Source organism: Acinetobacter sp. YH12064, from assembly GCF_013419735.1.
GTDB lineage: Bacteria > Pseudomonadota > Gammaproteobacteria > Pseudomonadales > Moraxellaceae > Acinetobacter > Acinetobacter amyesii.
In genome coordinates this window covers 1-15,509 of record NZ_VOZP01000018.1, presented here as the reverse complement: position 1 = coordinate 15,509, position 15,509 = coordinate 1, and the positions used below count along the sequence as shown (strand labels likewise).

General features: G+C 40.8%; 14 protein-coding genes. 5 read left to right on the top strand and 9 right to left on the bottom strand.

All coding sequences use genetic code 11. The features are described 5' to 3' along the window. Positions 1-36: 36 nt before the first annotated feature. The 4 genes from FTU13_RS15280 to FTU13_RS15265 are packed head-to-tail and all read right to left on the bottom strand — an operon-like array spanning position 37 to position 2,989. Entirely contained in the window at positions 37-603 is a 567-nt protein-coding gene (locus FTU13_RS15280) for a Maf-like protein (protein WP_180126680.1), read from the bottom strand. Then, the gene (gene mreD, locus FTU13_RS15275; RefSeq protein WP_180035509.1) at positions 591-1,082 is read right to left on the bottom strand and encodes a rod shape-determining protein MreD; all 492 of its coding nucleotides are present in this window, start codon (positions 1,080-1,082) and stop codon (positions 591-593) included. The genes FTU13_RS15280 and mreD overlap by 13 nt, the downstream gene beginning before the upstream one ends. Continuing rightward, positions 1,069-1,926, bottom strand: coding sequence for a rod shape-determining protein MreC (gene mreC / locus FTU13_RS15270; protein ID WP_078189984.1), 858 nt, complete (start codon positions 1,924-1,926; stop codon positions 1,069-1,071). Before mreC ends, mreD begins: the two co-directional genes overlap by 14 nt. 16 nt (positions 1,927-1,942) lie before the next feature. Continuing rightward, entirely contained in the window at positions 1,943-2,989 is a 1,047-nt protein-coding gene (locus tag FTU13_RS15265; RefSeq protein ID WP_180126707.1) for a rod shape-determining protein, read from the bottom strand. Positions 2,990-3,122: 133 nt separating this feature from the next. Here FTU13_RS15265 and gatC point away from each other — a divergent pair, with 133 nt between their 5' ends. The 3 genes from gatC to gatB are packed head-to-tail and all read left to right on the top strand — an operon-like array spanning position 3,123 to position 6,442. Further along, entirely contained in the window at positions 3,123-3,437 is a 315-nt protein-coding gene (gene gatC, locus FTU13_RS15260) for an Asp-tRNA(Asn)/Glu-tRNA(Gln) amidotransferase subunit GatC (protein ID WP_078189985.1), read from the top strand. A 51-nt stretch (positions 3,438-3,488) separates the two neighbouring features. Then, entirely contained in the window at positions 3,489-4,967 is a 1,479-nt protein-coding gene (gene gatA / locus FTU13_RS15255) for an Asp-tRNA(Asn)/Glu-tRNA(Gln) amidotransferase subunit GatA (RefSeq protein ID WP_180126682.1), read from the top strand. Next, positions 4,967-6,442: an Asp-tRNA(Asn)/Glu-tRNA(Gln) amidotransferase subunit GatB gene (gatB, locus tag FTU13_RS15250; protein ID WP_180007420.1), complete on the top strand. Its 1,476-nt coding sequence runs from the start codon at positions 4,967-4,969 to the stop codon at positions 6,440-6,442. The genes gatA and gatB overlap by 1 nt, the downstream gene beginning before the upstream one ends. Before the next feature lie 44 nt (positions 6,443-6,486). On the opposite strand, the gene FTU13_RS15245 is transcribed toward gatB, so the two are convergent. Beyond that, on the bottom strand, positions 6,487-7,458 hold the full coding sequence (locus FTU13_RS15245) for a hypothetical protein (protein WP_180126684.1): 972 nt from the start codon (positions 7,456-7,458) through the stop codon (positions 6,487-6,489). Positions 7,459-7,625: 167 nt separating this feature from the next. Here FTU13_RS15245 and FTU13_RS15240 point away from each other — a divergent pair, with 167 nt between their 5' ends. Next, positions 7,626-8,243 (top strand): hypothetical protein, encoded by a 618-nt coding sequence (locus FTU13_RS15240; protein ID WP_180126686.1) that lies wholly within the window; start codon positions 7,626-7,628, stop codon positions 8,241-8,243. A 347-nt stretch (positions 8,244-8,590) separates the two neighbouring features. Further along, positions 8,591-9,169: a DJ-1/PfpI family protein gene (locus FTU13_RS15235; protein ID WP_180035505.1), complete on the top strand. Its 579-nt coding sequence runs from the start codon at positions 8,591-8,593 to the stop codon at positions 9,167-9,169. Between the two features lie 108 nt (positions 9,170-9,277). Here FTU13_RS15235 and FTU13_RS15230 read toward each other — a convergent pair whose 3' ends face one another. The 4 genes from FTU13_RS15230 to FTU13_RS15215 form a co-directional block, all read right to left on the bottom strand. Beyond that, positions 9,278-9,721, bottom strand: coding sequence for a hypothetical protein (locus FTU13_RS15230; RefSeq protein ID WP_257226707.1), 444 nt, complete (start codon positions 9,719-9,721; stop codon positions 9,278-9,280). A 150-nt stretch (positions 9,722-9,871) separates the two neighbouring features. Further along, entirely contained in the window at positions 9,872-10,717 is an 846-nt protein-coding gene (locus tag FTU13_RS15225) for a hypothetical protein (protein WP_180126688.1), read from the bottom strand. Between the two features lie 94 nt (positions 10,718-10,811). Continuing rightward, positions 10,812-11,783, bottom strand: coding sequence for a hypothetical protein (locus FTU13_RS15220; RefSeq protein ID WP_180126690.1), 972 nt, complete (start codon positions 11,781-11,783; stop codon positions 10,812-10,814). Positions 11,784-12,024: 241 nt separating this feature from the next. Beyond that, the coding region (locus tag FTU13_RS15215; RefSeq protein ID WP_180134438.1) for a BapA/Bap/LapF family large adhesin at positions 12,025-15,509 on the bottom strand (3,485 nt) is incomplete at its 5' end.

Genomic DNA, 15,509 nt, shown 5'->3' with positions numbered 1-15,509 from the left:
ACTCAAAACATTATAAAAATTCTTGTGTTGCAGCAGTTAATTTAATGCCTTAACTGTCTGTAATAACTGTACGGTTTCATACAAAGGCAGCCCAACGACATTGCTGTAGCTCCCTTCAATACAAGGAATATAGCGCGCAGCAATTCCTTGAATAGCATAGGCTCCCGCCTTGCCGATTGGTTCACCTGTTGCCCAGTAGCTTTCCATGTCAGCTAGACTCAGCGTTTGAAATTCAACCTGTGTACGTACTACTATACTGTATATTTGATCTTTTGTACTGACACAAACACCTGAAAACACATCATGTTTTCGTCCAGAGATCATTTCCCACATAGAAAAAGCATGTGCTTTCGACGCTGGTTTTCCTAAAATGTGCTCATCTACGCCTAAACTGGTATCGGCGGCAATAACGATAGCATTAGGGAATTGTTGTTGTACTGCGCAAGCTTTGGCACGTGCTAAACGCTCTACATAATCCGCTACAGGTTCTCCTTCCAACACGGACTCATCAATATCTGGACTGAAAATGTCAAATTCCAGACCTAATTGTTGCAATAGTTCGCGTCGTCGAGGAGAACTCGAAGCTAAAATTATATGCGCCATTTTTTCAGGAAGTAATACATGATTGGCCAAATGAGTAAGCTAGTTACAATTGGCTGCCAATGGCGAGCAAATGAAAACTGTGCCCCACCCATCACTTGAACAATCCACACAAACAGTAAATGCGCGAAAATTGCCATTGCAGCAATAATCCATAAATTACCAAATGTGAGAATACGACGTTCACGGGTTAAAAAGCGTGTCACAAATGCAATGACCACAAAACTCAGTGCGTTCATGCCAAAAGGCGCATCAGTTAATAAGTCCGTAAAGAGACCTGTGGCAAATGCAAACCAAACACCGCACCATGTCGGCTGACAGAGTACCCAAAATAGCATGATCATCATCATGAATAATGGGCGCCAACCCGATAGGTCATAAGAAAGCGGATACACCATCAGCACGGATGCCAAAATGATGGAAAAGATAATCGGAAATAATGGGTCGCGCTCTGTATGACGACTAAGCTTAGCGAGTGACATGCGGTTGCTCCATCGCTAATGAATCGGAAAATAGCACAACCACATGATGACCACCTGCCAATTGGGCAGCAGGATTGATATCAATTTGGGCAAATTCACCGCTATTGTGACGACTGACTTTCGACACTGTACCCACCAAATAACCCGCTGGGAAATGTGCCCCTAGCCCTGAGCTATAGACTTTTTCACCGACTTTGATATTGGCACTGGTTGGAACATATTCCATCTTAAGTCGACCTAAGTCACCTGTACCCGTAACGATTGCGCGCATACCGGTATGCTCCATCCGCACGGATAAAGAGTGCTCTTTGTCTGAGAGCAACATGACACGGCTACTATGCGGGTAAACATTGATAATTTGCCCCATAATGCCCTTGTCATCGAGTACAGTTTGTCCCACTTTAAGCTGACTGCTGGCTCCGCGGTTAATCACAATAATATGACGTAAGGGATCAGCATCGGTACCAATGACTTCGGCAATCTCCATACGACCATCAATGATGAGTGGTGTATCGAGTAGTCCACGCAGTCGAGTATTTTCAGCAGAAAGTTCAGAAAGTTTCTGTAAACGGACTTGAGCCTGAATTAACTCTGCTTGCATCGCGGTATTTTCACGACGTAATTGAGCTTCAGACTTGGTTTGTTGATTCAGCCATTCTCGCGATAACACTGGATAGCTTGCAAGTGCATAAATTGGATTATATGCCGCATACAAGACGTCTCTGGCCGGTTGAATTACATGCGGCATGCGCCAATCAAAGAAAAGCACCACCAAGCATGTAATCACCGCAATGATAAATGAGCGAAAAGATGGCGGTTGTCTTGAAAACAGTTGCGTTTGCACCCGCCGAGTCCTTTTCTTAGCCTACAAATAACATGTCATGATTAGGGTTATCGAAGAATTCGAGAACCTTACCGCCACCACGTGTAACACATGATAGTGGATCTTCTGCAACCACGACAGGAAGACCCGTTTCTTTTGCAAGAAGCTTATCAAGATTGCGAAGTAATGCACCGCCACCAGTCAACACAATACCGCGTTCTGCGATGTCTGAAGACAACTCAGGTGGCGTTTGCTCTAGTGCAGATTTAACCGCAGACACAATGTTTTGTAGTGGATCAGAAATCGCTTGAGTAACTTCGTCAGAAGTTACGGTAATCGCACGAGGTACACCTTCAGCCAAGTTACGACCACGGACTTCGATTTCCAAAGGTTTTGCATCTTCTTCTGGAAGCGCCATACCAACTTCTTTTTTGATGTTTTCTGCAGTGGTTTCACCAATCACACAACCATGTGCTTTACGCACGTAATTAATGATTTGTTCATCAAATACATCACCACCGATACGTAGTGAGTCTGCATAGACACAACCTTGAAGTGAAATGATCGCGATTTCAGTTGTACCACCACCAACATCGACAACCATCGAACCACAAGCTTGCTCAACAGGCATACCTGCACCAATTGCAGCAGCCATTGGCTCTTCAATTAAGCGAACTTCACGTGCACCTGCATTGTATACAGCTTCACGGATTGCACGGCGTTCCACCAACGTCGATTTACATGGCACACACACCACGACACGCGGTGCAGGTGGGAACAAACGTTTTTCGTGCACTTTGCCAATGAATTGATTCAACATCGTTTCAGTGACTTCAAAATCTGCAATCACACCATCTTTCATTGGGCGAATCGCAGAAATATTTGCAGGTGTACGACCTAGCATTTGCTTCGCGTCAAGACCTACTGCGGCAACGATTTTTTGTGAACCACTGTGGCGAATTGCCACCACCGTCGGTTCATTTAATATAATGCCTCGTCCTGGCGCATAGATAAGTGTATTTGCAGTGCCTAAATCAATGGCAAGATCCGGCGAAAACAAGCCAATTAGTCGTTTTAGAATCACGGGGACGTTCTCAGTTAAACTTTTATATGGACGCAAGGTGGCAACTTTAACTAAATGTGATGATTTGAACAAGTCAATCGCTTATTATAAGCCACGATATTTTGAATTTTTTTAATACTGATTAGGTAATGTTATGTCTACATCGGATGCACAGCATTCTGCAGATCTAAATGCACAAACAGTTTCAGCGATTGCCCATCTGGCTCGATTGTCGCTAGATGAAGCGCAATCTGCTGACTATGCTCAAAGTTTAAATAAAATTTTAGGCATGATGGAAACCCTGAAAGGCATCGATACTGACGGTGTTGAACCACTAAAAAGTCCATTCGACAATCCACAGCCCTTACGTGAAGACGTGGTATCTGAGACCAATCATCGCGAAGCATATCAAGCAGTTGCTCCTGCCGTACAGGATGGCTTGTACCTTGTTCCGCGTGTGATTGAATAATTTTTATTCAGATCAACATTTTTTCAAATTAAACGTAAAGAAATATTTCTCATGACAGATTTACATCGCTTATCAATTCGTGAATTGTCTGAAGGTTTGGCTGGCGCTAAATTTTCTTCACGCGAATTGACTGAACACTATTTAAAACGCATTGAAAAAATCGATGCTCAAGTCAAGTCATACGTGACCGTGACAGCTGAACAAGCACTTGCGCAAGCAGATGCGGCTGATGCTGCAATTAAATCAGGCAATGCAACTGCGTTGACTGGTGTACCAATTGCACACAAAGACATTTTTTGTACCCAAGGCATTAAAACCACTGCAGGTTCTAAAATGCTGGACAATTTTATCTCTCCTTACGACGCGACCGTTGTAGCGAAAGGTAAAGCTGCGGGCCTTGTCACTTTAGGTAAAGTGAACATGGATGAATTCGCCATGGGTTCGACCTCTGAAAATTCATTTTATGGCGCGACTGCGAACCCGTGGAACTTAAACCATGTTCCCGGTGGTTCTTCAGGCGGTTCTGCGGCAGCGGTAGCAGCTGATCTTGCGCCGTTCGCAACAGGTACAGATACAGGCGGTTCAATCCGTCAGCCTGCATCATTCTGCGGTTTGACTGGCCTTAAACCGACTTACGGCCGTGTATCGCGCTTCGGTATGATCGCGTATGCATCATCTTTAGACCAAGGCGGCCCAATGGCGCGTTCGGCTGAAGACTGTGCTTACCTCATGAACGTGATGGCAGGTCATGATGTGAAAGATTCAACTTCGGTTGAAAAAGACGTCGATAACTATGTAGCGAACCTCAACAGCACTTCAGTAAAAGGCTTACGCATTGGTATTCCTAAACAGTACTTTAACGTTGCTGGTTTAGATGCAGACGTAAAAGCACGCGTTGAAGAGTCACTGAAAAAGTTAGAAGAAATGGGCGCAATCTTGGTTGAGATTGATTTGACCATGACTGATGCCTATGTTCCAACGTATTACCTGATTGCTCCTGCTGAAGCATCTTCAAACTTACAGCGTTTTGATGGTGTACGTTATGGTTACCGCTGTGAAAATCCTGTGGACTTAATAGACTTGTACAAACGTTCACGTTCAGAAGGTTTTGGTAAAGAAGTGCAGCAACGTATCTTGATTGGTACTTACGCGCTGTCTGCGGGTTACTACGATGCTTATTATGTGAAAGCACAAAAAGTACGTCGTTTAATTCAACAAGATTTCTTAAAAGCATTTGAGTCTGTAGACGTGATTGCGGCTCCTGCTGCACCGACTACGGCGTATAAGATTGGTGCAAACCTGTCTCCTGTAGAAATGTACTTAGGCGACATCTACACCATCGCAGTGAACTTGGCAGGTCTGCCTGCGATTAACGCGCCTGTTGGTTTTGACAAAGACAATTTGCCTGTTGGCTTACAGCTGATTGGTAATTACTGGTCAGAGTCTCAATTGTTGTCTGTGGTGCATCAGTACCAACAAGCAACGGATTGGCATACACAACGCGCTGCAATTGCTGAGGAGAATGCATAATGGCTAAAAACGCTGCTAAACCAAAATCTAACCTGATTGATGGTTGGGAAGTGGTGATTGGTATCGAGATTCACACTCAGCTTGCGACCAATACCAAAATTTTCTCAGGTTCATCTACCACATTTGGTCAAGACCCAAATACACAAGCGAGCCTTGTTGATTTGGCAATGCCTGGCGTATTGCCAGTACTCAACAAAGAAGTAGTTGATCTTGCGATTCGCTTTGGTTTAGGTATCGATGCTTACATCGACCAAGCTTCTGTATTTGCACGTAAAAACTATTTCTACCCTGACTCTCCAAAAGGCTACCAAATCAGCCAAATGGACAACCCGATTGTGGGCTTGGGTCATATCGACATTCAACTTGAAGATGGTACGGTTAAGCGCATTGGTGTAACCCGTGCTCACCTTGAGGAAGATGCAGGTAAATCGATCCATGACCAATTTGAAGGTCAATCTGGTATCGATTTAAACCGTGCAGGCACACCTTTACTTGAGATTGTCTCTGAACCTGATATGCGTTCGGTTGAAGAAGCAGTTGCCTACATTAAAGCGATTCACACTTTAGTGCGTTGGTTAGGCATTTCTGACGGTAACATGGCAGAAGGTTCGTTCCGTGCGGACTGTAACGTGTCACTACGTCGTCCGGGTCAACCATTTGGTACGCGCTGCGAGTTGAAAAACTTGAACTCTTTCCGTTTCATTGAACAAGCGATCAATGTTGAAATTGAACGTCAAATGGAAATCTTGGAATGGGATGGCACCATCGACCAAGAAACACGTTTGTTCGACCCTGTGAAGATGGAAACGCGTTCTATGCGTTCTAAAGAAGAAGCGAACGATTACCGCTACTTCCCAGACCCTGACTTGTTACCTGTAATTATTGCAGATGCGCAAATTGAAGCGGCACGTGCTGCATTGCCTGAGTTGCCTGCTGCACGCCGTGCGCGTTTTGTAGCTGACTTTGGCGTGACTGAGTACGATGCTCACGTGCTTACGCTTACTCGTGAAATGTCAGAGTTTTACGAAGACGTGGTAAAAGCTGCTGGCGGTGCTGCACAAGGCAAAGTTGCTGCGAACTGGGTGATGGGCGAATTCTCAGGCGCTTTAAACAAAGCGAGCCTAGAACTTCATGATTCTCCAGTATCTGCGGAAAAACTTGGCGGCATGATTGCACGTATTGTGGATAACACCATTAATGGCAAAATTGCGAAACAAGTGTTCGGCTTTATGTGGGAAGAAGGCAAAACTGCGGACGAGATTATTGCGGAAAAAGGCTTGAAACAGGAAACTGATACAGGCGCAATTGAAGCGATTATTAAGGAAGTGCTTGCTGCTAACGAGAAGATGGTTGAAGAGTATAAATCTGGTAAAGAGAAAGCTTTCAACGGTCTTGTGGGTCAAGTGATGAAAGCAGCGAAAGGTAAAGCTAACCCTGCTCAAGTGAATGAATTAATGAAGAAGTTGATTGGTTAATCTGATCTGTTTTGAAAAAACCCGCTTTAGAGCGGGTTTTTTTATTACCATGATGTAAATTGAGTAATATCGGGCATTCTCTGCAACGTGACATTAGCACCTAGCTCACTATCCCAAAACTGTTGACGCTGTTGAGTTGTTTGTCCATCACCGTCCCATTCAATAATTTTTTTATTTTTTGAACTAGCATGTACCTTTAAAATTTTATTTAAATGAATATCACAACCTGAGTATCCAAATAAAATTATCTCTTTTACTTCACTTAAAGATAGAATCAAATAGCTCCAATAAGTTGATAAAACCTCTGAAGCTGTGATTACACTTGGCTTATGAGGAATATGCGTTAATACTATGTGCTTACTACCAAAGATATTATTGGTTGAAATCTGTGAAGTTTTTAATTTGTAGGTTATCCCGCTTATATCTTTAAATAATGGGCAGCCATGTAAATGCATATAATACCCAAAGTCTCTTCCAAAAAGTCTTTCCATGTTACTAGGTGCGAAACCAGTATCATAAAAACCATCAACCAAATATCCTGAATAACCTTTACAAATCTCTTCCTTGATAAATTCATCATATAAAAGTTTATCGTAATTCAGGGTAGCAACATGTGATTTTGTATTTTTAATAAAATCAATTAATGCATTCTTAAAATTACTAGGTAAGGTATTTGCCGAATCGAACAAATGAGACGCTACAGTATGAATATATTCTTGAACTGCTTCAGTAAAATCTTTTCCATAACTTGATAACCAATGAATATTATTAGCAGCATTTGGAAAACTGTTCAGAAAATCACATGATGTAGACACTAAGTGCAGTTTGTCTAACTCATCTTCCGAAACAGGACAGTTTCCAGTTGGTATACAATTCTGAATCAATCCTCTATGCTGAATATCACTCCACATTGAAGTGTCATTCCAAACTTTGTTCAAAGCATTATTTAAAGAGTAATGATTAGAATCAATAGCCATTCCTAGACCATTGCCAAAAATTAAGAGTTTTCTATCCATGAAAATATTTATCTTCGAAAATATTGAATAGTATTAAACATCAAAAAATTAGTCAGTTACAAAAATATTTTTCTCCAATAGATAGATGCGTATATTTTCAGAATCCCCTTTTTCAAAGAACGACTTTATCAATACAATCTTCCTAAGCACTTCACACCAAAAACAACATGACCATCAAAAAAGTATCCGCCATCGCCAAACTCGAAGACCTAGGACGTATTCAACTATCAAGGTCCTTCTTTATGCGCGATTTCCTCTATAGTGAAATCGCCAATTGGTACGGTGTACCCAACTTCCCCGACTATCCTGAAAAAGCAATCTACACAGGCACACAACTGTGCGAGCAACTGCTCGAGCCATTACAAGAAAAGTTTGGACGTATTGCCATTCGTTCCGCGTACCGTTCACCAAGCGTGAACCAAATCGGCAATGAAAAAGGACACAACTGCGCGAGCAATGAGAAAAACTTTGCAAGCCATATTTGGGACTATCCTGACGCAAAAGGCTACGGTGCAACGGCGTGTATTATCATTCCCTCACTCATCGATTTAATTGAAAAAGACCCAAATAATTGGAAACAGATTGCATATTGGATTCACAATCACTTGCCATACAGTCATCTAGAATTTTTTAAAAAAGAAAATACGTTTTGTGCATTCAATATCGGTTGGCATGAGAAACCACTTAAAGAGATCAATAGCTATGTCACAGGATCTAAAGGCAAGCTGAAAGTAACGCATGAACCAAATCTAGACTATGAAAAATTTTATCCTGATTTGCTGTGATTTATCCCTCTCCCAATGGGAGAGGGAGCTTTCAAAGTGAATAAATACTTAAACGATTTTTTGGATATCCCCCCTCTCCTTTTAGGAGATAAGCAGCAGTGCTGCGCAAGGGAGAGGTAAATATTTAACTTTTTAAAACTTTGTGAAAAACACTAAAGTCATTAATAATTGATAACAGCTAGCCTACTAGACTCATCATAATTTGAACTATAACCATCCATAACTTTTTATAAATCTAAATAAAAATATACAACTAAAGAATTTACAGCCTGCTTAAAACTGTCATTTCAATATGCTAAGGTAAATGCAAAATTGATATAAATCATATTTCAACAGAGGGTTACATCATGTCAAAACAAATTCTTATGCTTGTAGGTGACTATGCTGAAGACTACGAAACCATGGTACCTTTTCAGTTTTTAGTTGGTCTTGGTTACACCGTTCATGCCGTTTGCCCTGACAAAAAAGCCGGTGACAACATTGCCACAGCGATTCATGATTTTGAAGGTGAACAAACCTATAGCGAAAAACGCGGTCATAACTTTACCATTAACTATGACTTTGATGCAGTTAACTCAGATAACTATGTCGGCTTAGTGATTCCGGGTGGTCGTGCACCTGAATATTTACGTATGAATGCACGTGTGATTGAAATCGTACGCGAATTTGACGCAGCGAAAAAACCGATTGCAGCGGTTTGTCATGGTGCGCAAATTTTGGCAGCAGCCAATGTACTGAAAGGCCGTACATGTTCCGCTTATCCTGCATGTGCTGCCGAAGTTAAACTGGCTGGCGGTCAGTATGCAGATATTGCAGTCACGGATGCAGTGACCGACGGTCATTTAGTTACTGCTCCTGCTTGGCCTGCTCACCCTGCGTGGATGGCGCAATTTGTTAAAGCATTAGGCGCGACGATTACCATTTAATGCTTGAGTCACCAAACTAAAACGCATTGGATCATCATCCATTTAGGGTGAATCCATAAAAAATGCTCCTTGTATAAAAGGAGCATTTTTTATTTACTCAAAATAAAATTAACGAACCACACCTAACTTATTCCAAATTTCTGGGGTTAAAAATTTGGTCACCAATTTATTCAAATCGACATAACGCAGTACGCCTTGTAATTGTTGTTTAATTTCAGGCGTCCTTAATATTTCATCCCCCGTGATACTACCAAGCTCTTGAAAACTTTCGCCTACAGCCTGTAGACCGTCGGCTTTAATTACAGCCTGCGTTTGCGTAGAACATTGCTCCACCAAAATTCGCTGCATCACTTGAGCCAGATTTTTATCGAGTTGCGTTTTTTGCGCATCGCTGACATTACTGTATTGTTTTAAATCTGGATGCGCCGCCAAGGCAGAAAAAGTCCATTGCAAAACCGTGGTTTTATCTGCGGCAGTGGTCGATTTCACTAAACATTGACTGAGCTGATCGACCGTCGGACTCGCTAAACTCACTTGCGTCGTCCCAAGCATGATGAGCGTCAATAAAGCCAAACCTGCAGGTCGTGAAAAACGTAGATGTAATTTTTTAGATAAACCGTAAGCCATAGACCAAACTCCCAAAACTTGAGTCACCTTTGTATCATGAAGTGCTGTATTTGCTGTTTGGTCTATGTAACTCAACTATTCATTTTTGCTAGTCGGTGCATAGATGAGAGGATGAATCGTCGGTCTTCTATTCCAATACCAGTAAAAATGTCCATGGGTATCGAGCAAACTATGAGTAGTCAATGTCGATTTATTGCTGTCACCTCGCCAACAGGCAAGTGCTGCATTACGGTTATTATGTAGGTCAATAAATTCGGGATTCGAATATTTGGGTTTCGCAGGAATGTATAAAGCATCTCCAGGATTGACCCATAAATCTGCCAAGTAAATCTTACCTAGATTTGGAAAATAGCGTCCCACTGAGATAACCAGTGGCAATTGATCCTGATCTGTCGCGCTAAAAATATGCGGAAAGTCATGATGTTCTAAATCAGTAATGACAAATGGCGTTAAAGTTTTACAGCCATTTAAATTTGATGTTGCATTTTCATAAGGCAAATAATGCCCTGCCATCATGCCGTATTCATAATGAATTTCTGATAGTCGTTTTTGATTTGAATGAATCTGAATCGCTTCACCTGCCTGAACTAAGGTGATACCAAAAGCTGCCGCGGTTTCTTTGCTTGCCACCAATGGCATAAACTCGAAGTGTTGCCCTTCAAATTCAAGCTCCGTTTGCTCCCCCCAATTGGTAATTTTAGTCGAAATTTCAGAAGGAACCGCGTAGCCATTTCCCATCGTCATTTTCGCATTGGTAGTTGACTCGGTAATTAAATGAATCCCCGCCCCAAGTGACGCTAAATATGTTGGATGCCCACGATTATTCAAAAAGAAGGGTGTTTGCTCGATATCAACTAAAATTTCTGTCAATTCACGGTCAAATAATGGTGCATTAAAATAAATTTCATTTACTGAACTCATGGTTTTTCCTTATTATTTTTAAAACTTTATCTGAGTACATCATTGGATCAGGATAAAAGCGTATTTCCCCAAATGGCTTTTATCCTGTTGAGGTTTATTTCATACGATTCAACATATTTTTTGCCCCTGCATGGTTATAGTTGGTCGCTAAGTTTTGTAAGATGCCTTTTGCTCTTGCATTGGCGTTTGGATAACTTTTGCTATAAGCAGGCACTGAGGTTAAGCATTTTGCAACGAGCATACCTGATTCAGCATAGGCTCTATTGGCATTTGCACCATTTAATTTGCCATAGCTATAAGCGCGCTGTGCATTATTACAAGCGATGACTTGATTTTTTCCGGCATTCAGGTCACGTCGTGCATTCACATATAAGCGCATTTGTATCTGTTGCGATGTTTCTGCAACTGGTTTCACTACAGGTTTTTTTTCAGGCTCTTTGGCTTTGGTTTCTTTTTTAGTCTCTACTTCTTTTTTTGCTTCCTCTTTCGCATTGCTTTTTGTTGTCGTTGCTTTTGCTTTGCTTGGTGTGGCTTTTTTAGCTACAGTTTCTTCTTGTTTATTATAGTTTTTGCGACGTTCTTCGGGTCCAATAATTGCTGTATACAAACTCACTAAGCGGGTTTCAGAACGGTCATTCGATTTACGCTCTGAAACGGGTTCAATAGCAACCATCCAACGTTGTCCATCTGCCTGACTACACTGAAACACACCTGTGCTCTGTTTTATACTGCTATAGGTCGCTAATAATTTACGACTCCATGCATTTTTGGCTTGGTTCAAATTGCTTTTATTCAGTTGAATAAATTTGCCATTTTTGGCTTGGCAGTAACTGCTCATATTTTGCTTGGGTATGAGCGATTCTGCTTCCATATTTTTCTTTTGTGGTCCCCAATCATAGACGTATTCTTTCGCCTTGCCATTTGAGCTATTTAGCCCTTTTTGATTGATCACTTCTTGTGGTGATGCATAATGATTAAATGAATTTGGGTTTAAACTCTGCATGGTGGTACAACCATGTAATGCAAATCCAATACTCCCCACCCATAAAATTGCCTTTAAATTCACAGCAAAAATCTCAAAAATTTCACCCTTAAAAAATAGCGTAATTTAGTGCCTTTCACAATTTTATAATCTTGATTTTATTTATTATTTTTATAAATTTAATCACTAAAATCGCATACGTTTGAGATCTATACACATGTTGTTCATTTTAATTTGATGAATTTCACATTTCATTTCGATCTAGTGGTGTTTATGAAGAACATAAAAAAGAGCCTCCGAAGAGGCTCTTTTTTAAATCAACTTATCAAAGAGAGTTATATTTAACTAAATCGTCTAAGGTTAGAGAGGTTGAATTTGTATTCTCTAATACAATTAGATCAACTCGATTATATGTTAGGTCTGTAGATGATCCATCACGATCAAGTGAAACCACTGTATTTGCTCCTTGTTGGGTTAGGGTAACAAAGCTACCTAAATTGGCACTTGTTACATCCTGCCCTGCAAGTAATGCTGTAATATCAATTACATCACCATGGTCTGCATTAAAATCCTTCCAAATGTCAGTACCATTACCACCACTACTACTCGCGGTATTAAGTAGGTTATAAATCACAGTATCACCACCATTTGAATTAGTGGTGATCACATCATTAAATGCTGTACTTGTGAAATCTCGTCCTACACCAATTGTTAAGGTTGCAGTTGAAGTCTCGCCAGATAAAGATGTAAGTGTATAATTAAACGTTTCAACACCACCATAATTGGCAGTATTAGCTTGATAACTATACTCACCATCACCACTTATTGTCAGATTACCGTAAGTACCTGTAATCACAACATCACCTGAGCTTTGAGTCAGCGTTTGAGTACCAATCGTTAAAGTTGTGAACTTATTTGCTAAAATATCAGCAGTACCATCCGTAAAGATATTACCTGTTTCAGTTAATTCTGCGCTGTTAATAGCTTGATATGTATCAAGGTCTATCTTATTCATTGTTACTGTAGAGGACGTCAGCGTTAATGGGAACGCATTACCTAAGCCAGTTGAAGTTAAACCACTGAAACTATACTCAATAGTATAAGTACCTGAATTTAATACCAATCCACTAAAGTTAAAGTTAAGTGTAGTAGCACCCAAACTAGTACTAACATTTTGAGCAGTAAGTAGCTGCTGTGTCACGCCTAATGCATCTTTAAGAACTGCTGTAACTGTACCTGCTGTAATACTAGCAGTAAGAGAAGCATCCGAAATAGTTAGACTTGTTGATACAGAAGTTGCTCCATCATTAGGACCAACATCAAATGTCATTGATTTAGTCACAGCTGTATTGTTAGTGATATTAGTTAGACCTGTGGTACTAAACGTTGCAGCAACTGTAGTAGCTGGGTTATACAGCAAGGTCGTCGCAACGTCACCCACATCATTGGTGGCAGTCACTACTACCGCCTGATCTGCACCCACTTCTGTAGGATCACTTGGCCAAGTGATTAAGCCTTCGCCATCAATTCGGATATTTAACTGCGCAGTATCTTCTGAACCGTTAAAATCACGAATTGTATAAGTGAAGGTATCGACTTTACCAATGTCTGCTAGGTCTCCCTTACTTACATACTTATATGCACCGTTTGGTGAAATATAAAGCGTACCATAAGCACCTTCAACCACAGTATTGCCATTATCAATTGCTACGTCTGGATCACCTAACTCATTACTTACAAATTTAACGTAAGTCGTTGAGTTAACGAGGTCAGCACCATCCGTACTGCTGATCACGTTACCCTCAATTTCGTTAGAGCCTAGGTACTTATTAGTTTGATCTGTAATTTTGAAGTTAATACCACCAAATAGATTAACTGCTAACACACTTCCTAATGCATCAATTAATGCCCGTAACGCTCCGTCAGTCTCTTGAGGTTGAATAGATAATGTATAAATACCTTCTGGCAAATCCTCATAGTTAATTAAACCACTATAAGTATAACCAAAAGATAAATCCTCAATGCTTAATCCAGCATCAAGTGCTATCCCACCCTCAACAACAAAGTTTTCAGTTTGAGCAACTCCATTTTCATCTAAATATTGGCGCTGTAATACAGCATCTGCATACAAGGTATTACCTGTCAAAAGATCAACTAAGGTATTTAATAGAGATAAACTTAGTGTTGTCGATTTAAATCCACTTACGGCAATCTCAACATCACTTGTTTCATTTTCCAGTACATCAAAATTAAATGGTGTAGTGCTACCTATACTAATTGGAATTCCTACAAGTTCAACACCAAGTAACTGACCAGCCCCACCAGTATTACCAATATCATCACCAGGTTCTTCATAATAATTTTGAACTGTCGCCAGATCATCATTTGCAACGACCTGATCTACATAGTCTGGTGGCAATAAAGTACCGTCATCAAATGCTGTACCCGAAATATCGATAATGATTTGAGCAGTATCCGTTTGAGTACCATTTTGAATTGTATAGTTAAAGATCTCAGTCTTACCAAGAGCCTCCTCACCACTTGTTACTTTATAGGTAAATGCACCCGTAACTGTATTAATTTCAAGAACACCATAATCACCTTGGATTATTTCAATACCTGATACTGAAACTCCATCAATTTCACTAATAATCGTACCTACTGGTGCAACATCAACGCCATTCCCATTATCTTCAAAAACATTCGATGATAATGTATATGTAGGGAAAGCTTCCTCTGTACCATCGATTGTGATGTCTGTATTTTCATACAACGTCAAGGTATTAGTTACAAGTGGAGCAACTACCTGATTAATTAATTCATCTATGACTTCAACTGGTAAAACATCTAGCAATTGACTAACTACACTAGAAATTGGTAATCCAAGGGTATTTACAGGAACTAAAATTGCTTGAACTAGAGATACTATTGGTGCAGCTAATGCTGGAGTTAATACAGCATTAATTGCATCATAAATAGCTTGCTCATTTGATGCACCTAAGATAGCTTCCTCTCCACCAAGTTTATCTAACTCAATACCATAGATCAGATCAGACAAGAGACTACTATCTTTTGCAACTACAGCCGTGTATTCACCTTCAGGAAGATCAGACAATGTAACTGAAATACCATCTGGGTTATTCACAATTCCTAATATACCAACCCCACCAAGAGTAACAACTCCACCTTGGTTACCAATACGGGCTACTTCAGTTTGTACTCCATCTACATTTTGATAAACAATAAGCTGGAACGCTTCTGCGACAGATAAAAGATCCTGTTGTGAAGCTGTAATAGTGATATTGCCTGTATGTGCTTGACCTACATCATTTGGATCTTGTGGGATTGAAAAATCTGCACCTAAGATTTCACCTTCTGTACCACCTAGAAGGTCAATATAAGTTACGTCATTGTAACTTTCAGCATCACGCTCTATTAAAGCTTCTTGCCCCATATCCAATACATATTCATCATTAATTGCATTAAGCGTTGGGGTTACCGCTGGAATCTCGATATCCGTTAACGCATCAATTCGGTCTTGGAATGCGCCTGCTTCTGCTGGGAAGTCGGCAACAATGCCATCTACCGCTGCTTGCGCTGCAGCTTTCGCCGCTTGAGCATCCGCTAGATCTTGGGTTAAGGCATCCACTTCGGCTTGGCTGATTGAGTTATCCGCTTGCGCTGCCGTCAAGGCATCCGCCGCATCCTGATACGCTTGCTCTGCCGCTGCTACCAAGTCTTCTACCGCTGCAATTTCTGTTGCATCGTCAACACCGTTGTTGTTGCTGTCCGTCACCGCTGGAATCACGA